19 protein-coding genes are annotated in these 18,723 nt (G+C 69.0%); 11 read left to right on the forward strand and 8 right to left on the reverse strand.

The features are described 5' to 3' along the window. The first annotated feature begins 117 nt into the window (after positions 1 to 117). On the forward strand, positions 118 to 2,331 hold the full coding sequence (locus KA711_12525; protein MCM0609796.1) for a TonB-dependent receptor: 2,214 nt from the start codon (positions 118 to 120) through the stop codon (positions 2,329 to 2,331). A 48-nt stretch (positions 2,332 to 2,379) separates the two neighbouring features. Then, complete coding sequence (locus tag KA711_12530; protein MCM0609797.1) at positions 2,380 to 3,057, forward strand: helix-turn-helix transcriptional regulator; 678 nt, start codon at positions 2,380 to 2,382, stop codon at positions 3,055 to 3,057. A 64-nt stretch (positions 3,058 to 3,121) separates the two neighbouring features. On the opposite strand, the gene kbl is transcribed toward KA711_12530, so the two are convergent. From kbl to KA711_12550, 4 genes are all read right to left on the reverse strand, one after another. After that, positions 3,122 to 4,300: a glycine C-acetyltransferase gene (kbl, locus tag KA711_12535; protein MCM0609798.1), complete on the reverse strand. Its 1,179-nt coding sequence runs from the start codon at positions 4,298 to 4,300 to the stop codon at positions 3,122 to 3,124. Positions 4,301 to 4,334: 34 nt separating this feature from the next. Then, positions 4,335 to 5,192, reverse strand: coding sequence for a VOC family protein (locus tag KA711_12540; protein MCM0609799.1), 858 nt, complete (start codon positions 5,190 to 5,192; stop codon positions 4,335 to 4,337). Positions 5,193 to 5,214: 22 nt separating this feature from the next. Continuing rightward, complete coding sequence (locus KA711_12545; protein ID MCM0609800.1) at positions 5,215 to 6,831, reverse strand: amidohydrolase family protein; 1,617 nt, start codon at positions 6,829 to 6,831, stop codon at positions 5,215 to 5,217. 70 nt (positions 6,832 to 6,901) lie between these two features. Further along, a complete protein-coding gene (locus KA711_12550) occupies positions 6,902 to 8,233 on the reverse strand; it encodes an amidohydrolase family protein (protein ID MCM0609801.1) in 1,332 nt (443 codons plus the stop codon). Between the two features lie 273 nt (positions 8,234 to 8,506). On the opposite strand from KA711_12550, the gene KA711_12555 reads away from it, so the two are divergent. Next, on the forward strand, positions 8,507 to 9,163 hold the full coding sequence (locus KA711_12555; protein ID MCM0609802.1) for a VOC family protein: 657 nt from the start codon (positions 8,507 to 8,509) through the stop codon (positions 9,161 to 9,163). Positions 9,164 to 9,167: 4 nt separating this feature from the next. Continuing rightward, the gene (locus tag KA711_12560; protein MCM0609803.1) at positions 9,168 to 10,319 is read left to right on the forward strand and encodes an FAD-binding oxidoreductase; all 1,152 of its coding nucleotides are present in this window, start codon (positions 9,168 to 9,170) and stop codon (positions 10,317 to 10,319) included. 469 nt (positions 10,320 to 10,788) lie between these two features. Here the strand turns inward: KA711_12560 and KA711_12565 are convergent, their stop codons facing one another. After that, positions 10,789 to 11,238 carry a hypothetical protein gene (locus tag KA711_12565; protein MCM0609804.1) on the reverse strand — a complete coding sequence of 150 codons (450 nt, stop codon included), beginning with the start codon at positions 11,236 to 11,238 and terminating at the stop codon, positions 10,789 to 10,791. Positions 11,239 to 11,444: 206 nt separating this feature from the next. Between KA711_12565 and KA711_12570 the strand changes: the two genes are divergently transcribed. The 4 genes from KA711_12570 to KA711_12585 all read left to right on the forward strand — a co-directional run bounded on the left by KA711_12570 (position 11,445) and on the right by KA711_12585 (position 14,550). Continuing rightward, on the forward strand, positions 11,445 to 11,615 hold the full coding sequence (locus tag KA711_12570) for a hypothetical protein (GenBank protein MCM0609805.1): 171 nt from the start codon (positions 11,445 to 11,447) through the stop codon (positions 11,613 to 11,615). Between the two features lie 1,050 nt (positions 11,616 to 12,665). Beyond that, on the forward strand, positions 12,666 to 12,890 hold the full coding sequence (locus KA711_12575; GenBank protein MCM0609806.1) for a hypothetical protein: 225 nt from the start codon (positions 12,666 to 12,668) through the stop codon (positions 12,888 to 12,890). A 216-nt stretch (positions 12,891 to 13,106) separates the two neighbouring features. After that, a complete protein-coding gene (locus KA711_12580; protein ID MCM0609807.1) occupies positions 13,107 to 13,718 on the forward strand; it encodes a hypothetical protein in 612 nt (203 codons plus the stop codon). A 160-nt stretch (positions 13,719 to 13,878) separates the two neighbouring features. Then, positions 13,879 to 14,550 carry a hypothetical protein gene (locus tag KA711_12585; protein MCM0609808.1) on the forward strand — a complete coding sequence of 224 codons (672 nt, stop codon included), beginning with the start codon at positions 13,879 to 13,881 and terminating at the stop codon, positions 14,548 to 14,550. Positions 14,551 to 14,670: 120 nt separating this feature from the next. Here the strand turns inward: KA711_12585 and KA711_12590 are convergent, their stop codons facing one another. Further along, entirely contained in the window at positions 14,671 to 14,883 is a 213-nt protein-coding gene (locus KA711_12590; GenBank protein MCM0609809.1) for a hypothetical protein, read from the reverse strand. A 537-nt stretch (positions 14,884 to 15,420) separates the two neighbouring features. Between KA711_12590 and radC the strand changes: the two genes are divergently transcribed. From radC to KA711_12605, 3 genes are all read left to right on the forward strand, one after another. Then, positions 15,421 to 16,041, forward strand: a complete 621-nt coding sequence (gene radC, locus KA711_12595) for a DNA repair protein RadC (protein ID MCM0609810.1) — start codon at positions 15,421 to 15,423, stop codon at positions 16,039 to 16,041. A 321-nt stretch (positions 16,042 to 16,362) separates the two neighbouring features. Then, positions 16,363 to 16,671: a hypothetical protein gene (locus tag KA711_12600; GenBank protein MCM0609811.1), complete on the forward strand. Its 309-nt coding sequence runs from the start codon at positions 16,363 to 16,365 to the stop codon at positions 16,669 to 16,671. Next, on the forward strand, positions 16,668 to 16,979 hold the full coding sequence (locus KA711_12605) for a hypothetical protein (GenBank protein MCM0609812.1): 312 nt from the start codon (positions 16,668 to 16,670) through the stop codon (positions 16,977 to 16,979). Before KA711_12600 ends, KA711_12605 begins: the two co-directional genes overlap by 4 nt. A 275-nt stretch (positions 16,980 to 17,254) precedes the next feature. On the opposite strand, the gene KA711_12610 is transcribed toward KA711_12605, so the two are convergent. Both KA711_12610 and KA711_12615 read right to left on the reverse strand, forming a co-directional pair. Continuing rightward, the gene (locus tag KA711_12610; GenBank protein MCM0609813.1) at positions 17,255 to 17,767 is read right to left on the reverse strand and encodes a DUF2796 domain-containing protein; all 513 of its coding nucleotides are present in this window, start codon (positions 17,765 to 17,767) and stop codon (positions 17,255 to 17,257) included. Between the two features lie 58 nt (positions 17,768 to 17,825). Continuing rightward, positions 17,826 to 18,719 carry a zinc ABC transporter substrate-binding protein gene (locus KA711_12615; protein MCM0609814.1) on the reverse strand — a complete coding sequence of 298 codons (894 nt, stop codon included), beginning with the start codon at positions 18,717 to 18,719 and terminating at the stop codon, positions 17,826 to 17,828. Positions 18,720 to 18,723: the final 4 nt, after the last annotated feature.

Here is an 18,723-nt window from a genome sequence, read left to right on the forward strand (position 1 = left end):
GGAACAGTCTCGGCACGCCCTGCCGCACCCTGAACGGGCCGGGACGGGCGGCGAACCCGCCGCCCTGTATCGCTGTCATTCCGGTCTGCACCCCCCTACAACCCCCGAGGAGTCTCCATGTCCCGCATCTACTCCCACCGCCGGTCTTCGTTCGTCCGTTCCGCGCCGCGCCTGTCGCCGCTGAGCGCCTGTCTGGCCGCCGCCCTTGGGGTTCCGCTGGGTGCCGCGGCACAGCAGGCGCCAGCGGCCAACACCGGCGTCGAGACCATCACCATCACCGCCACCAAGCGCACCGAGACGCTGCAGGCCGTGCCACTGTCGGTGAAGGCGATCACCGGCGACGAACTGGAGCGTCGCGGTGTGTCCAGCCTCGAAGAGGCGCTGCCGGGCGAGCCCAGCGTGGTGTTCAGCAAGGCGGGCACGCCGCTGTCGCGGAGCGTGGCCATCCGCGGCGTCTCCGACGGGGCGGCCGTCGGCCTGACGCAGTCCACCGTGGCCATGTACATCGACGACATTCCCACCAGCGTGGTGCAGGGCAACGGCAACATCGACCTGGGCCTGTTCGACATCGAGAACGTGCTTGTCATCCGCGGCCCACGCTCCACGCTGTATGGCTCGGCATCGCTGGGCGGCACCATCAAGATCACCACCCGCAACCCCAGCCTGAAGGCTATGGAGTCGTACGCGCGGCTGGGACTGTCGAAGACGAACGGCGCAAGCGACTGGAACAACGAGGCCGTGGCGGGCGTCTCGGTGCCGCTGGTGAAGGACGTCGTGGCCCTAGGCCTGACGGCCTACCGCACCGAGCAGGCCGGCGTGATCGATGCCGGAGCCCTGGGCAAGGATGTCGACAAGGTGGTCACTAGCGGTGCGCGCATCGCGCTGCTCGCAAAGCCGATCCCGCAGCTCAGCGTGAGTGGCCGCCTCTACCTGCAAGACCTGAAGCAGGATTCGTCCTCGGTCTACGACGTCGGCACCGATCTGCAGATCGGCAGCAAGGCCGTGCTCGAGCCGCAGAGCGACAAGCTGCAGGCCGCCAACCTGTCGCTCACCTACAAGATGCCGGGCTTCGACATCGTGTCGGCCACGTCTTACTTCGACAAGACGGCGCGTTATGTCAGTGACTTGACGGCATCCTTCGGGCCGTTCAACGGCGCCTTCGGATTGCCCGCCGACACGAAGTGGGTGCTCTTCGGCGGATTCGACTCGCGGGTCGCTGCCCAGGAACTGCGGCTGGTGTCGTCCGAGGTCAACACGGGGCTCACGTGGTCGGCAGGCGCTTTTTGGTCGAACGAAAAGACGAAGAACTTTGCTGACACACCCGTGCCCTTCCTGGGCAACGCGTTCGGCAGCAACACCATGGTCGACCGCACCCAGACAGCACTGTTCGGAGAGCTCGGCTACAAGTTCGCGAATGGCGTAGCCGTGAATGCCGGCCTGCGGCGCACGAGCTACAAAAGCGATGACCAGGTGAACCTGACGCAGTTCGGCGCGACCACGGTGAACAACTCCGTGATCAAGGAAACGCCGACGACGCCGCACATCTCGCTGAGCTGGAGCGACACGCGCAGCACCTACTACGTGCAGGCATCCAAGGGATTCCGGCTGGGCAAGACCAACTTCCCGCTGGCCATTCCGCCCGGCGTCACCTTCGTCGTGCCGCCGTTCGCCACATCGGACAGCCTGTGGACTTATGAAGCCGGCGCCAAGCTCTCGCTGGCCGACAACCGCGTCAACCTCAACGCGGCGGTGTACCAGACGAAGTGGAAGAACCCGCAGCTGACACTTGCTTCGCCGCCCGCGGTGGGTGGCTTCACCTATGTCGATTCGCTGGGCCGCCTGAACCCGGGCGCTTCGGTGGACGTGCAGGGCTTCGAGATCGAGGTGGTGGCGCGGCCCTCGTCTAACCTGCGTCTCTCAGCCGGCGTGGGCTACACCGACAGCACCTTCAGCCAGAACGTCGTGGGCCTGGACTCCACCGGCGGCGTGACGCCGGGCGGCACGCGCAGCGCCGGCATCCCGCGCGTCACGGCCAACGGCTCTGTGCGCTATGACTTCGACGTGGCGGGGCGGCCCGCCAACCTGGGCTTCAACCTGCAGCATGTCGGCGGTTACCAGAGCAGCTACACGCCGGCCACCAGGCGCACGCTGGGCGATTACACGGCCATGGACCTTCGTTTCGGCGTGGACATCGGCGATCTGACGCTGACGGCCTTCGTGAACAACCTCACCGACGAGCGGCCGCTGCTGTCGTCCACTCTGTTCGGGCCGGAGACGGTGTCGACGCTGCGGCCGCGCACGATTGGCGTGGTGGGCACCTACCGGTTCTGAAGCGGCGATCGGGACGCCATGCGGGCGGCACGGCTTAGTATGCAGGTGATGAGCGACCACGACCGCCCCGAACCCATCGACGACGTAGCCGACGACGGCCACTCACGCGTGAGCCACCTGCGCCACACGCTGGCGCGGCGGCTGCGCACCCACCGCATGCACCAGCACATGACGGCCTCGGCGCTGGCGCAGACCGTGGGCATCAGCAAGGCCATGCTCTCCAAGATCGAAAGCGCCGAGCGCATGCCCTCGGTGCCGGTGCTGCTGTTGCTGGCCGAGGGGCTAGGCATCGAGCTGTCCGACCTGTTCGGCGGTCCAGCGGCATCGATGGAGCCCGAACTGGTGAGCCGTGGGCAGGAGCCGGTGTTGCCGGGCGGCGACCTGCACGACGGCGTGCAGATCACCCTGCTGGGCTCTATGGAGCTGCCGGGCATGCAGATCCGGCTGCTGCGAATGCTTGCCGCGCCCGGTTGCCGTTTCCCGAAGCCCGTGCAGTTCGATGGCTTCTGGATCGACCACGTGATCCACGGCGAGTTGATCATGCAGATCGGGGAGCGGCGCTACCACCTGCGGCCGGGCGACTCGCTGACCTACCGCGGCGAGGTGCCGCACGAGATGGTCGACCTGCCCGCCGGGCCGCTGGAGGTGCTGGCGGTGGAGGGCTGGCTCACCTCGACGGGCATGAACCCGGGGCAGTTGGGCAAGGGCACGCGCGGCATCCCCTGAGGTCCTGCTGCCTGGGTCCGTACACCTGTTGGCCCTGGCTTGAGCCAGACAAGGCCGATGCCCGTCAGCCCGTCGCGGCGAACGCAGCCACGGCCTCGTCGAGATCGGCGTCGGTATGCGCCGCACTGAGCTGGGTGCGGATGCGCGCCCAGCCCCGCGGCACCACCGGGTAGGAAAACGCCACCGCGTGCACGCCGGCGTGGTGCAGCTGCTGCGCCAGCGACTTGGCGGTGTGCTCGTCGCCCAGCATCACCGGCACGATGGGGTGGCCGCTGCCGATGAGCGTGTGGCCCTGCGCCTGCAGCGCGGCACGGAAGCGGGCCGCGTACGCCTGCACGCGCTGCACGGCGGCGTCCGAGCGCTCCAGCAGATCGAGCGCGGCCAGCGCCGCGCCCACCAGCGGCGGCGCCAGCGTGTTGGAGAACAGGTAGGGCCGCGAACGCTGGCGCAGCAGCTCGGCCACGGGGCGGCTGCAGGCGGTGAAGCCGCCCGAGGCCCCGCCCAGCGCCTTGCCGAAGGTGCCGGTGACGAGGTCGACGCGGCCGAAGACGCCGCAGTGCGCCGCCGTGCCGCGGCCGTGCGGGCCGATCACGCCGGTGGCGTGGCAGTCGTCCACGCCAAGCAGCGCGCCGTGCTCGTCGCACAGGCGGCGCATCTCGGCCAGCTGCGCGATGCGCCCGTCCATCGAGAACACGCCGTCGGTGAACACCAGCACCGTGCGCGCGCCGCCGGCGCGGGCTTCCTGCAGGCAGCGCCGCAGGTCGTCCATGTCGTCGTGGCGGTAGCGCCAGCGGCGCGCCTTGCACAGGCGGATGCCGTCGATGATGGAGGCGTGGTTCAGCTCGTCGCTGATCACCGCGTCGGTCTCGTCCAGCAGCGGCTCGAACAGACCGCCATTGGCGTCGAAGGCGGCGGCGTAGAGCACGGCGTCTTCGGTGCCCACGAAGGCGGCGATGCGCGCCTCGAGCTGCTTGTGAAGATCCTGCGTGCCGCAGATGAAGCGCACCGAGGCCAGGCCCAGACCGTGGCTGCGCAACGCGGCCGCCGCCGCGTCGAGCAGGCGCGCGTCGCTGGCCAGGCCCAGGTAGTTGTTGGAGCACAGGTTGATGAGCTCGCGCCCATCGGCCAGGCGGATGCGCGCGCCCTGCATGCCGGTGATGACCTGCTCGCCCTTGTAGGCGCCGGCATCGCGCAGGCCCTGCAGTTCGGCCGCGATGCGGGCGGCGAAGGCAGGGTCGGTCATCGCGGGTTCCTGCCGGGTGGCGCCGTGCCCCCGTTCACGCGGCCTCGAACACCGTGACCACGCCGCAGGCCTGGGCGGCCGGCACCACGAGCGCGCCACCCACGGCGGCCACGGCCAGCCCCACGCCGCGCAGGTACTGCTCGCTCTGCGCCATCGAGCCCACGTGGTAGTGCAGCGCCAGCGGCAGCGCACCCAGGCCGGCCAGGCCCTGAACCGGCATAGCTGCGCCATAGCGTGCCCGTGCGGCGGCCGGAGTGATGACCTCGCTGACCTCGCCACGCGGGCCAAGGAAGCGGAAACCGTCCACCGTGCGGTCGGTTTCGGCGCGGCCGTACAGGCTGCGGAAGTAGGGCAGGTCCAGCGCCGGGTCTTCCGACTGGAACACGCAGCGGATCACCTGCTGCGCGCCGTTGGCGTGGCGGACGTGGCCGTCGACGAAGATCGTCTCGGGCCGGGCGTGGTGCGAGACGAAGAGCGAGAGGTAGCGGTGCTGCTCGCGCCAGCAGTACATGCACGAGCTCTGCGTCTCGTCCTCGCGCCCGTCGGGGTGCACCATGCGACGCCGCGCGTTGGTGATGCCGCCAGGGTTCAGGCCGGCGGCCCGCAGGCGCGCCTGGTCGTCCAGCAGGCTGGTACTGTCCAGGCTGACGTGGCACAGCCCGGGCCCGGCCTGCAGGCGCGGGCGGTAGGCGTCCTGGAACTCGGCCGGCGCCTGGTCGAGCGTGAACAGCTCCAGGTAGGTGTGGTGCAGGTGGATCACCGCGTTCTTCGAACCGACGCTCAGGTGCCGCGCGATGGGCCGCACGTGGAAGCCCAGGCGCTCGTAGTCGGCCACGGCGGGTTCCAGCGGCTCGACGAGGATGACGAAGTGGTCGAGGGTCTTGGGTGACATATGTCGTTCCTTCGGGTAGTGGTCAGGCCGTGGTCTCCGGGTGCTTCGGCACCGGCATCGCGTCGTACAGCGCCCGCACGCGGTCCAGGCCGCGCTCGATGGCGGCGCGGGTGAGCAGCGCATCGCCCATCAGCACGGCTTCGACCTGGCGCGTGGCGGCGATGTCGTCCAGCGGGTTGCCGCGCAGCAGCAGCAGCTCGGCACGCTGGCCGGGCTCGACGATGCCGGACTCGGCATCGTTCATGTGCGCGGCCGCGTTGACGGTGGCGGCGCGCAGCGCATCCACCGGGCTCAGGCCCACGTCCTGCACCAGCACCTGCAGTTCGTCGTGGGTGCTGTGGTGGCCGGCGGCGTTGCTGCTGGGGATGTCGGTGCCGGTGACCAGCCGCACGCCCTCGGCCTGCAGCGCGCGCAGCATGTTCAGCGTGTGGGCGATGCAGTCGCGGCCCTGGTACTGCATCTGCGGGTCCTGTCCGAAGGCCTTGAGGAAGGGCGAAGCCGGGTGCATCAGCCAGCGCAGCACGGGGTCGAGCAGGTCGTGCAGCGGGTAGGCCTCGGGGCCGACCTGGCCGATGTCGTACTCGAAGGCGCGCGACACGCAGAAGGTGGTCTGCACCGTCACGCCCAGTTCGGCGCACAGCTTGGCGCGCCGCTGCAGCAGGCCCAGGTTGGCGCGGCTCTCGGGCGGGTCGTTGTAGAACAGCTCGAAGGTGTGGGCCACGCCGCGCTGGCCGCGCAGCAGTGCCTCTTCCACCCGCACCTCGGCCGGGATGTGGCCGGTGCGCTCCACGCCCAGCGCATTGCACTCGGCGCTGAAGGCCACGTAGGCGTCGTAGGGCATGCGTGTGTAGGGCTTGGCGAAGTCGTAGCCAGCCTCCAGCACCTGGCGCGCGGCGGTGCGGCCGCCGGCGGCGTCGCTCACCTGCCAGGTGATGGTGGGCGACCAGACGGCCGGGTAGCCGTCGATCACCGGCGAGGCCACGCGCATGCGCGGCCCGCGCAGACGGCCGCTGCGCAGCGAATCGCGCAGCGCCAGGTACTCGGGCGTGCCGGCCATCACCTGGATGCGCGTGATGCCGCCGGCCAGGTACAGGAACATCTGCAGGTCGTAGGGCAGCGTCATGGCGTCTGCGCTCACGCCCAGCATGGCGCCCCACATCTGCGCCGAGGTGGACGTGCCCGGGTGCGTGTGCATGTCGGCCAGGCCGGGCAGCAGTGTCAGTCCGTTGGCGTCGATGCGCAGCGCGCCTTCGGGCACGGCGGCGCCCGTGGCCTGCACGGCCAGGATGCGGCCGTCGCGCACCAGCACGTCGTGCGCCGGCAGCGCCTTGGCGCCGCGCATCGGGAGGACCGTGGCGCCCTGAATCACCAGCAGCCGGCTCGGCGCCACGGTGTCGTAGAGGTCGCGCGTGGCCTCGTCGCCGCGCGTGGCGAAGGGCGAGAACGTGTGCACGGTGCCGTCGACGAAGCTGGGCACGGGGCCGGCGGGCGCGGCGGCCTCGGGGGTCTCCGTGGTGGCCCCCATGCCCATGGGCAGCGCCCAGGCCATGTGCATGGGGCAGCAGAAACCGCGCCAGCGGCCGGGGCGCTGCAGCAGAGCGGGCGGGTTGGGCGGGGTGGGCAGGCGGGTGGGGTGCATGGATGTCTCCCTGGAAGAAGCAGCGAAGGTTTTAAAACGGAGCAGGCGGCGGCTCGGCCGGGGCTGCGGGTCAGGCTGCGCTGGCGGCCATGGCCCGTGCCAGTTCATCGGCCGGGTGCCACACACCGGCGGCCACCACGCCCACCGGCTGGCGCAGCGCCTTCAGGCTGGCGGTGGGGTCGGCGCGCAGCACCAGCACGTCGGCCTGCTGGCCGGCGGCCAGCGTGCCGAGTTCGTCGCCAAGCCCGAGGAAGCGCGCTGCGTCCACCGTGGCCGCGCGCAGCGCGCGGCGGGGCGTGAGGCCGGCCTCGACGTACAGGTCGAGCTCTTGCAGAAGCGACTCGCCGGGCACCAGCCCGCAGCCGGGGCAGTCGCTGCCGGCCATCAGCGGCGCGCCGGCGCGGTCCAGCGCCGAGAGCAGCTCGTAGCGGCGGTAGCGGCCGGCCTCAATGGCCTGCAGGAACTCGGGCTTGAACACCGAGCGTGTGGTGTCGGCGTACAGTTCCTCGTGCAGCCACGTCGGCAGCCAATGCGGGCGGGGCGGTGGCTCGGCAGGCGGCGGCGTGGTCATGGCCTGCTCGATCACCAGCGTGGGCACGTTCCAAGTGCCGGCCTCGGCGGTGCGCTCGGCCACCTCGCGGATGCGTGCTGGCGTGGTGTGCAGCCAGCCAACGAAGCGCGCTCCATCGGGTGCCGGTCGCGTGTCAAGCGCGAAGTCGTACGAGCGGAAGTGCTCGATGGAATCCTGCCGGGCGGCCAGCGCGCCGGTCAGGCCCTTGGCGTAGGCCACGTGGCCCACCATCGGCAGGCCCAGCTCGCGGCAGGTGGCGGCGATGGCGTCGTAGACCTCGGCGTCGATGTCGTTGTAGACCTTGATGGCGTCATAGCCGGCGCGGTGCTGCGCCACGACGGCGGCGCGCGCTTCTTCCGGCGTTCGCACCAGCTGCCCGAAGCTGGCCAGCGCCGCGAACGTGAAGCGCGTTTCCAGGATGGGGCCGGTGGTGTGGATGCGCGGCCCGGCCACCCGGCCTTCGCGCACGGCCTGGCGCAGTTGCAGGTGCCAGGGCGTGCCGGCCATGTTGCGCACTGTCGTGACGCCGTGCAGCAGGTAGACCTGCAGCACCTGGGCGCTGCGTGCCAGCGCGGTGGCCTCGTCTGGGGCGAAGCCGTCGGCGATCCCCACGCCCAGCGGCGAGAGGTGCACGTGCATGTCGGCCAGGCCGGGCATGAGGTGCCAGCCGGTGGCGTCGATGCGCTGCGCGCCGGCGGGCACCGGCAACGCTGCCGTGGGGCCCAGGTCCGCGATGCGGCCGTCGCGCACGACCAGGGTGTGATCCTGCAGGGCTTCGTCCCCTGCCATGGTGTGTACGGTCGCGTGCTCGAAGGCGATGGCAGTGGACATGCGGTACCTGGGGCGCAGAGTCAGGAAGCGGAGGGTATCAAAGATTGACTTTTAGTCAAGTCGTCGCGAGGCGACTCAGCCTATCGAACGGCTGCCGGCATCGCGGACTCCAGGCGATAAAAAATTGTCCCGCCGCCTGGTGGCTTGCGCGAATGGCGCTGCTGTGGATGCGGGCCTCGCATGTGGTGAATTGACTTTAAGTAAAATACTGCGTCAACCTAACGGCGTTGCCTGGCAGCGCCACACCCTGACCGTCACCCAAGCCCGATTGCCATGCAAGCCCCGCCCTTCGATCACCTGGTCCATGCCGTTCCCGACCTGCAGGCCGCCAACGACGCGCTGGCCGCCGGCCTGGGCTTGACGCCGATCTACGGCGGCGAACACGCGGCCGACTACGGCACCTGCAATGCGCTGTTGTCGCTGGGCACGGGGTGCTACCTCGAGGTGCTTGCCCCTGCGCCAGCCGCGGGCACCGAGCGGCCGCCCTTCGCACAGAGCGTGGCCGCTCTGCCCGAAGGCGACGTGATCAGCTTCGCCGTGGCCACGTCCGACCTGCCGGCCGTGCATTCGCGGGCGCTGGCAGCCGGACTGGGCGTGCGCCCGAGCAAGGCCAATTCACGCGTCACGCCGCAAGGCCACACGCTGCGCTGGCAGGGCCTGTACCTGGACCACGAGTTGTACCGCGGCCTGGTGCCGTTCTACATCGACTGGATGGACTCGATACACCCTTCGGCCACGGCACCGGCAGGTGCGGTGGTGCAGGAGGTCTTCGTGGTGCATCCGCAGCCCGAGGGCCTGCGCACGATTTACTCCGCTCTGCGCCTCGACATCCCCGTGCATGCCGGCAACCGGCCAGCCATCGTCGTCACGCTGGCCCATGGGGCGCAGCGCTACACGCTGGTGGGTTCGGGCCGGGGCCTGGGTCTGTGAGCACATGACCATGTCAACGGCCAACGAAGTCATCATCCTCGGCGCCGGCATGGCGGGTGCATCGCTGGCCGCCGAACTGGCGCCGCACCGCAAGGTGGTTCTGGTGGAGATCGAGGACCAGCCTGGGCGGCATGCGACCGGTCGATCTGCGGCCATGTTCTTCGAGAGCTACGGCAACGCCACCGTGCGCGCCTTGACGCGCGCCAGCCGGGCCTTTCTGGAACGCCCACCGGCCGGGTTTGCTGCAGCGCCTTTGCTCTCGCCGCGCAGCGCGCTCTTCGTGTGCGACGCGCAGCGATTGGCGGCGCTGAGCGCCATGCTCGACGCACCCGATGCGCCAGCCACGCTGCGTGCCTTGTCGGCCGAAGCGGCGATGGGCTTGTGCCCTATCCTGCGGCCCGACTGGATCGCGGCTGCGGCCATCGACGAATCGGGCAGCGACATGGATGTGGCCGCCATTCACCAGGGGTACATCCGCCATGCGCGGCAGGCGGGTGCTCGGCTGGTGCTCGACGCCCACGAGGTCGCGATCGAGCGCGCCGCAGGTTCGTGGCGGGTCCGTTCAAGGGCCGGGGACTTCGAGGCGCCCGTCCTTGTCAACGCGACCGGGGCCTGGGCCGACAGCGTGGCCCGGCAGGCAGGTGTGCCGACGGTCGGTTTGCAGCCGATGCGTCGCACCGCGGTGACGCTGCCCGCACCACCCGGGCTGGACATCAGCGCCTGGCCCCTGGTCATCGATGTCGACGAACAGTTCTACTTCAAGCCCGATGCCGGGCAGTTGCTGCTGTCGCCGGCCAACGAGGACCCGATGGACCCTTGCGACGTCGCACCCGACGAGATGGACATTGCCATCGCGGTGGACCGATTCGAGACTGCGACGAGCATGCGTGTGCGCAAGCTCAACCATCGCTGGGCCGGCCTGCGCAGCTTCGTGCACGACCGCTCGCCAGTGGTCGGCTACGACTCCGCCGCCGAAGGCTTCTTCTGGCTGGCAGGGCAAGGCGGCTATGGCATCCAGATGGCCCCTTCACTGGCACGCACTGCGGCGGCCCTGCTGCTGGGCCGGCCGCTGCCGGACGACGTCGCCGGGCAAGGCGTGCATGCGCAAGACCTTGCGCCGACGCGTTCCGCCTTGACGAGGGGGCTGGCCGGCTGAGCCAGCTGCGTTGGAGTTCGGAGTCGACGCCTTGCAGCCAAGCGGCGCCTCGCTTCCCTGCTGTTCCTGAATCGGGCGTCGAAGCTGTAGATCGTCTGCCACTGTCTCGCCGGTCCGTGGTGGTGCTTGACCGAGGGAACACTTGGCCGCGCGCCCTGTGCCGACGCATGCTGGACCGGTTGGGTCTATCGTGAGATGAGCAAGGCGGGGCACCACAAACGTGCCTTTCGCCAATGTCTCCTGATGGCCGAAGCCGGGCACTCGCGAAGATCAGCTATCCGGCAGTTCGTTCGCGGTGTTGCCCGTTGCCAGCCCAGCGCGACGCTTGATCCACAGTGGTCGCGCCGCCGAACCGCTGATCCGGTCCCTTCGGTCAGCGATGCGCCAGGACGACGTGCATCTGATGAACTCCTGGAGACCGGCCAAGCGCTGTCAGCCGCACCAGGCGGCCCTGCTCTGGCAACCACACTCATCGAACCACCCGAACCCGGGGACACGCCACTTGCCCCAGCGCAGCAGCCTCGATGCGGCGCAGCAAGCGTTTGTCGGGCTCCCAGGAGCCGCCTCGGGCGACAAATCGATTGGCTGCATCGATGATGGGCCCCCCTCTGGCCTGAGCCGGCCCTTCAGGTTTGAACGGGTCGTCCACGCGGGCGAATTGCTGGGTACTCAAGCGCTCGGCATCCAGCAGACCGTCAACATCGATGTCGAGAACCGAGAACGTCCAGTGCACCATGCGCGACGGTTTGCCGCCCACCACTTCCACGACGATGCTGGCTTGGCGAACACGCTTTCCGGCGAAGTCGGGAACACGTGCGACCTCTTCCCGGCGCAGCATTCGCATGAAGGCCGTGCTGGCCAGCGCATGCAGCGTGTCGTCAGCGGCGAGCAGAAACAACTTCGATGACAGACCCATCATGTTCGCCTTCTGTGTCAACCGGGGGCCGACGGGCGGTCGCGCAGATCCCAGAGGCTCCCCTGCCAGTTCGAAATGCGCCCATCCGTGCGGCACCTCGGGCAAACCCACACGATAGCCTCGTCGTGGGCCCGGGCAGCCTCGACCACCCCCTTCTTGCACTTGAAGCACCTCGGCGCCGCTGGAGCGTCTGGCGTGGCATCTGAGGCATGGGCGACCACCTCGACATGGAACTGCGCCATCGCGCGGGCGGGACCTTTGACTGGGCCGAAGGCGCCAGACTTGTCGAGGAAGTGGGTGAGGTCAGAAACGCACATCAGGCGGGTGCTCTGCTTGTCGCTGCCGGCCCTGCAACGGCCCTGACCGCACCCGTCGACTGAAGCCGATCAAACTCGGCCAACGTGAGATCCACCTCACGCTCACCCAAGCGAACTCGGAACACCAGCAAGCGCCGCTCCACGAGATGCACGCCAGCCGGTATGCGCACCTGGACGCCCGCGGCAGTCAGGGCATCGGAGTCATCGAAGGTGTAGCTGGCAACAGTCATCGGAAATCAGCTGGGGCGCCGCAGGCTCCCTGTTGACGGCTGTCCACTATACGAACTCGCTGTCGCCTCGATTCGGTCAGCCGCCGCTCGCCGCGGGGCTGACATTCGGGGATCCCCTGACGCCACTTGTCGTTTTCTCGCCCAAGCCACCCGAATGCCCGCCGGTTGGGCGGGCGAGCGCGCAGCGTTCGCCCTCGGCCCTTGCCCGCCGCGATGCCTCACCGCACACTGATGCCGCTTCCTGCGGACAACTTCGTCTGCTCAGCCTTCATCGGTGGCTCCGGCCGCCCTGAAGTCCAGCCCAGCTGGCGTCGCAGTCGTTACCTGCCTCGTGTCCCGTCCGGCACCTCCGTGTACCGGGCCGATTCAGATCCCCGCGGATCCGAAACCTGGAACCGGCCGTGACCTCGCGTCGTGGCCGCTTCACGAACGCGCCCACCACGACCTCCGCGTCGTGACGCGCCCTGCGCTCATCAGCCTGGCCTGACCTCGATCAGAAGCCTGGCCTGACGCACGCATCTGCCCTGGCCCCGTCCCCACGGACGCGGACCTCTGCAGCTCGCGCACGCACCTGTGCGCGACGAAGCGCCTTGCCTTCCCGGCAGGGCATCCCAGACGGGGAACCCCAGTTCCCCGCCAGGGATGGGCGTTTCCCTTCACCCCTGAAGGAGAACCCCATGAGTCCCGTTCCCTGGAACCGCGCTGTCGCGCCGGTGTGCATGCTGCTGGGTGGTACCGGGCTTGCCCGTGTGCCCGCTCGGCGGCCTGTTGCCCTGCCGGTGCTGCTTCGGCCCTGGCCCTGCACGTCCCATGCGTCCACCCGCATGGTGTGCGAGGCTGCGGCCCCTCTGGCGTGCGCACCTTGCGCCACGGTGTGCTGACCATGACGGTCGACACCTACCGCAGTGGCATCGCCTCGACCGCCATCGCGAATGTTGTCGTGATGGCCCGGGAGGATCCCCTCCTGGTCAAGGAAGTTATCGCCCGGCTCCGTGCCTCGGGCGAGATCGCGGCCGACGACCTGGTCTACCTGGACCGGATCGCCGACCGCTGGATCGGCATTGCCGAGGGCCTGCGCCGCGGCATCGCTCCTGTCCTCACGACCTGATGGTCGCGGGCACGGAGTGGTCCGTCGTGGCATCGCTCTCGTGCCGATCGAGTCCTCGGGTTTCGGGGATGGTGAACCGACCGCCAGCCATGGCGTCGGTGCGCCATCACCCGACACCCCGTTTCTCTCGACATTCCCCCTGTCCTCGTCATCCACCCTCCGGGAGTCACCGTCTCCCGTCGGGGTCGGGGTTCCCTCGCCTTCTTGGAGAACCCCATGAGTCATCCCCTCCCTGACCGATCTTTCCAGAGCCACCCACCTCGGCGCGGCACCGTCGACGTCGAAGAGCAGCGCGCCTGGGTCGGCTTCTACAAGCGCGTCGGACGTGACGCTGCCCTCGCCGCCGAGGTGATGGCCCAGCTCGACGGCGACGCCGAGATGAAGCGCCGGCACCTGGCGCTGTACCTGTCCTGCAAGCAGTCGCTGCGCGTCCACAAGGTGCGCCAGGCCCGCGACAAGCGCATCGGGCAGTGGCTGCGCCTGCTGGTGCAGTTGACGCTGATGCGACCGGTGGCCTTCTTCGGCAGCGCCACGCAGCGGGGCTTTCACCGCAGCGCAGATCTCCTGGCCGAGGCCATCACGGCCGAGCCGCAAGCCGCCCCGGCGACATCGAAGCGAGGCGCACGCCCAGCTTCTGGCGCTGACTCGAACCGAACGGTCGAACCGGCCACCGCACAGGTCCGCAGCCTGTTGGCTGACGCCGAGTTCGCCGACGCGCACGCCCGTTTCCAGCAGCAGGCGGGCATGTCCTCGGTCGCAAGCCCCCAGCACGGCTCGGAGCCTCGCGACGAGAGCCCCGCACCCGCCGTGCAGGTCAGCCGGCGCTGATGCGATGGCCGGGCCCGGTGCAGCCCCAAGGGCTGCACCGGGCCTGAGACGCCGCCGTCCGGCTTCCAACCCGGGCGCGCCCGGAACCCCCTTCAACCGCCCGCGGGCCCGTCCCGCCAGGGCCGATGTCCGCCAACCATTCTCGAGAGAGCCCCCCCCCATGCGAGACATCACCCTGAACCTCGAGCAACGCCTGTACGTCATCGCCACCGATGGCGGCGTGAGCTGCTTCGGCTTCGACAACGCCCGTGATCACGCCCAGCAGATCGCGAAGCGCCTCGATCGCCCCGACCTGATGCCCGGCGCCGATGACGCCAGCAGCCTCACCGGCTACCAGAAGTACCTTGCCGCCGTGCGCGCCTGGGGCGAGTCCGCCCAGAGCGACAGCACCTACTACGACCCCGGCACCGACCCTCGTCTGGCACGGGTCCTGGAAACATGCCGCCGCGACGGCCGCAAGGTGCGGCTGGTGCTGGGCGACACCGGCACCGGCGCGAGCTGGCTGGACGAGTTCGACGTGGTCGGCACGGTCGGCCGCTCGACCGGCCTGCTGAAGGTGCCTCTGCTCGTCGAGCTGGGCGAAGCGGGCGGCACGGCCATCCTCTGTGCGCATGTGCTGGCGCTGATGGACTGGGACACCGGCCTGCCGCTGTACCGCCACGACCGCTGGCAGCCACCGGAGTTGCGCATCCGCGCCAGCGACCAGGCTGGCCGGCCCTGGGCCGTGGTGCTGTATGAGCAGCCCGTGGCGAGCTTCGACGACATCGGCAAGGCCGGTGCGTACCTCGCGTTCATGCGGGGTGCAAGTGTGGAGCCTCGTGTGTTCCGCTGAGCAGGTTGATGATCTTTCACAGCGATCGACACGGCGACTCACAACCATTGCCAAGCCTCTCCCGCAACGCCTCCGGTCCTGTACCGGGGGCGTTGTTCCTTCTGCGAGGACGGGCCCGCCTCAGGCCGTGGCCAGCGACTGCACTTCGCGGTCGATCAGCCAGTGCAAAAAGCGCGTGTCATCGGAGCTGCGCCAGTAGTGGGCCTTGCAGCGGCGGACGTAGGCCTGCAGATCCTCGACGCTGCGGATGGTGCCCGGCTCGATGGCGGTGATGCGGGCCAGCCGTGCCCGTTCGGGGCGGGTCAATCGGACCTGGTTTCCGTTGCGCAGCATGGCGGATCGGTGGTTGCAAAGGGCACGCATCTTCGCGCAGCCGCGCACGGCCGAGAGCATCTGCCGACGCCCAAGCTGAAGAAATTTCTGCAGTGACACTGGGGTGCGTCTGGGGTGTCACTTTTGCGGTCTCCCGGCCATCAGACCCGGCCGGGCCGTGGTCTTTGCGCCACGATCGGCACCGTCGATGCTGCTTGCCAAATGCTCGCCATCCACCCTGTTCACCGTTGACCGACCAAGGCCCGGCCCCTGGCGGCGCTTGCGCGGGCGCTGGCACCACCCAGGTTGAAACCCCGGCGCCGATGGCGCAGACTTGACGTGCTCACCCCCACTCCCGACAGGAGTGTTTCCGATGCCGACCAAACCGGCGGCAACGGCGTCGCAGTCGTTACCTGCCTCGGATGACCACCTGAGCCACCGTGCCGGCCACGTTCCTTCGTGCGTCAGCACATCCTTCCCTTGCGGGGACACCAGTCCCCCACGCAATGGAGGGGACCGGCGTTCCCGTCTTCCTTTTCGCCACGAGAGGAGAACGCCATGAACTTCCACCCCTTGCCAGACCTGCCCGATGCCGCCCATGCGTCACGGGAGGACCTGGAGGCAGAGATGCTGGGCCTGCGAATCCACGCTGCCCCTAACCCCCACCCGCACCTGGTTGCGCTGCACGTCAGCGACCGGGAGTCGCCGAACGACGACGCATCGACGCAGCAACTGCTGAAACGCCGACTCGGTGTCGCCCGCGAGCTGCTGATGCGCGAGCTGCGCGACCATATGGCGCAGGGCCCGGTGATGTCCTCGCCGCAGGTCCTGCGCGACTGGCTGCGACTGCGGTGCGCCGGCTTGCAGCACGAGGTCTTCCTCGCGCTGTACCTGGACGCCAACCACCGCCTGATCGCCCATGAAGAGGTGTTCCGGGGCACGCTGACCCAGACCTCGGTGTACCCGCGGGAACTGGTCAAGAGTGCCCTGGCACGCAACGCCGCCGCGATTGCCGTGGCCCATAACCACCCGAGCGGCCAGGCCGAGCCGAGCCGCGCGGACGAGTTCCTGACACAGACGCTGAAGACCGCGCTGGCGATGGTGGACGTGCGCCTGATCGACCACTTGGTCGTCGCTGGCGACCAGTGCGTCAGCTTTGCCGAGCGAGGACTGCTCTGACGCCATGTGCGGCAGCCACGCTCTGCACGACACAGCCGCGAGAAGCGCGCCGCCCACGCGGCGCGCCTCCCGCCGATCCAAGTTCAATCAAGGATGCCCATGTCGGACAAAACCCCCCCGACCTGCCCCTGCTGTGCCGGCGACGGCGTGCCCTTGGGCGCGCTCGGACGCCTGCACTGGTTCCGCTGCCGCGACTGCGGCATGACGTTTGCCCGCGCTGGACGATCGAAGGGCGCGACCCGTGCACCCCTCGCGCGGCCGGCCGACGGGCGAACGCCTGAGTCCCCCCATCTCCCATTTCAACCCGAGGAGGAAGCCACGATGCCAACACTGCCCGTCACCGGCCTGCAACAGCAAGCCGAGATGCTGGCCAGCCTGTCCCTGAAGCATCTGAGTTCGGCGACGCGCCACAAGCTCGCCGATGACGACCTGTCCGTGAACGCCTATCCGACCGACTGCGGCGGATTCGTCTATGTCGGATCACCGAAGTACCGGGTTCCGTCCGAACCCGACCTGGCCACGCTCTTCGAGGTGGCCGAGTCCGCCGGCGTGGCCTGGCTGATGTTCGATCGCGAGGCTGCGGTCATCGAGGGCCTGCCGGTCTTCGAGATCGCAGAGCCAGGACCATGAGCCAGCACCTGGCGACGGCCACGATCAACGGCCTTCCGGTCGAGGTCGTGGCCGGTTTCGACCGGCGTCTGGGGGACTGTTTCCTACAGGTCGCCAACGGGCCAGACGACACGCTCTACACGAGCCTGCAGGAGCCTTTCCTGGATTGGACTGACATCGAGACCTTGCGCGCCAAGGTCGCCGAACTGGGTCTTCTGTTGCCGGCGCGGCTGGTCGACGAAGTCGAAGGCGATGGCCGTCGGCGCGCGGGCAACCGCATCGTCCGCCACCTTGTCGACGGGCCACCGGTCACGCTGATGGCCGGCTGAGGCAGAACACTGACCAACCACGGCGCCGCGCTCTCATCCCTGCAGGGATGGAGCCGGCGCCGTTTCTCTTGGGCAAGTGGGCCTCAGTGTGACGGCCTTGGTTCCATCTCCGGTCGTCGGCTTACAGACAAGCCGTGAGCGTCTGCGGCGCAGCCGATGCTGTCGTTCGCGGGTGGTCGTCGTACTGACCTTGACGGCCAGTTCCCGCCGTTCCGGCTTACCCCAGTTAGCTGCCGTTCGGCGCTATGCCAGCGGGCCATTCACGCGGTCGCTGTTCACCGCACCAGCTTGACACTGCGCGCCGGCCGCTTCAAGGTCACCTTCGACTGGGACTTCGGCCCCGCCACCTGTACATCGATGCGCTGGATGCGTTTGTAGGCGTCGAAAAGCCCGACGTCCAGGCTGCGCAGTTCGGCAGGCTGAGCACAGCTGAACTCGTAGCTGGCATCCAGGTCGGCATGTTCGTCCTTCGGTGCCGGCTTGGCGCCGGGCTCGAGCACCGGCGCCTGCACGTCGGCCTTGCTCAGGGTGCATTGCGCGGCGGCGTCTGCGCTGAACAGCGCTTTGCCCTGGTTCGGGCTGCGCAGCCGGGCCAGTACCTCGGCGGCCGCCTTGCGCTCGGCGTCGGTGCGTGGCGCGCGTTCGAACCCGAGCAGGTTGTCCAGCGGTGCTTCCATCGCGATCGTGAGCTTGTTGCCTTCGATCGCCACGTCGAGCTTCAGCGCGCCGTGTTCGTGCGCCTTGCCCGCCGACCAGGCTGGGGCCGCAGCGAAGGCCAGGCAACTCATCCACAAAACAACGGTCGGTCGGTTCATAGGATCTCCTCAGGTGGGTGGCGGTGGTGATTCAGGCCTGCAGCGCGGCAGCCAGGCTGCGCGCGTTGTGTTCGATCAGGCGCAGGTAGGTCGGCGCAGGCCCGTCGGGTTTGGAGAGGGCGTCGGAGTACAGGGTTCCGCCGATGCGCACACCGCCTTCGCGGGCGATACGCTCGACCAGCCGAGGGTCGCTGATGTTTTCGATGAAGATCGCGCGCACGCCGTCCTTCTTGATCTGTCGGATCAGGCGCGCCACGGCAGCGGCTGAAGGTTCACTGTGCGTGTTCCAGCCCTGGGGCGCCAGAAAGTCCACTCCGTAGGCCGCACCGAAATAGCCGAAGGCGTCGTGCGAGGTGATGACGCGGCGCTGGGCGCGCGGCACCGCATCCAGCCACTCGCGCACCTGCTTGTCCAGGCCATCGATGCGGGCCAAGTAGTCCGCGCCGCGCCGGGCGATCTCGTCGCGCTGCGCAGGCCAGCGCTGCGTGAAGGCGGCGCTGATGTTGGTGGCGTAGCGCCGCGCCAGCGTCAGGTCTTGCCAAGCATGGGGATCGGCATCGTGGTGACCGCCGGTTCGTGCGCGGATGCCCTGGCTGGCCACCGCGACCGTACCGCGGTAGCCCGACACTTTCACCATGCGCTCGATCCAGCCCTCGAAGCCCAGGCCATTGATCAACACCAGGTCCGCCTGGGCAAGGCGTTTGCCGTCGGCAGGGCTGGGCTCGTAGACATGAGCGTCCGCGTTGGGCCCGACCAGCGCGGTGACCTGGACACCGGCGGGCGCCAGTTCCTGCGCCATGTCGGCCAGCAGGGAGAAGCTGGTGACCACGCGGCGTGCCGGGGCTTGCGCGCGGGTGGCCAGGGGATGCAGCGCGGCGAGGGCTACACTGCCGAGCTGGAGGGTTTGACGACGGTTCAGAGTCATTTTT

It is taken from the genome of Ideonella sp. WA131b (assembly GCA_023657425.1).
Lineage (GTDB): Bacteria > Pseudomonadota > Gammaproteobacteria > Burkholderiales > Burkholderiaceae_C > Rubrivivax.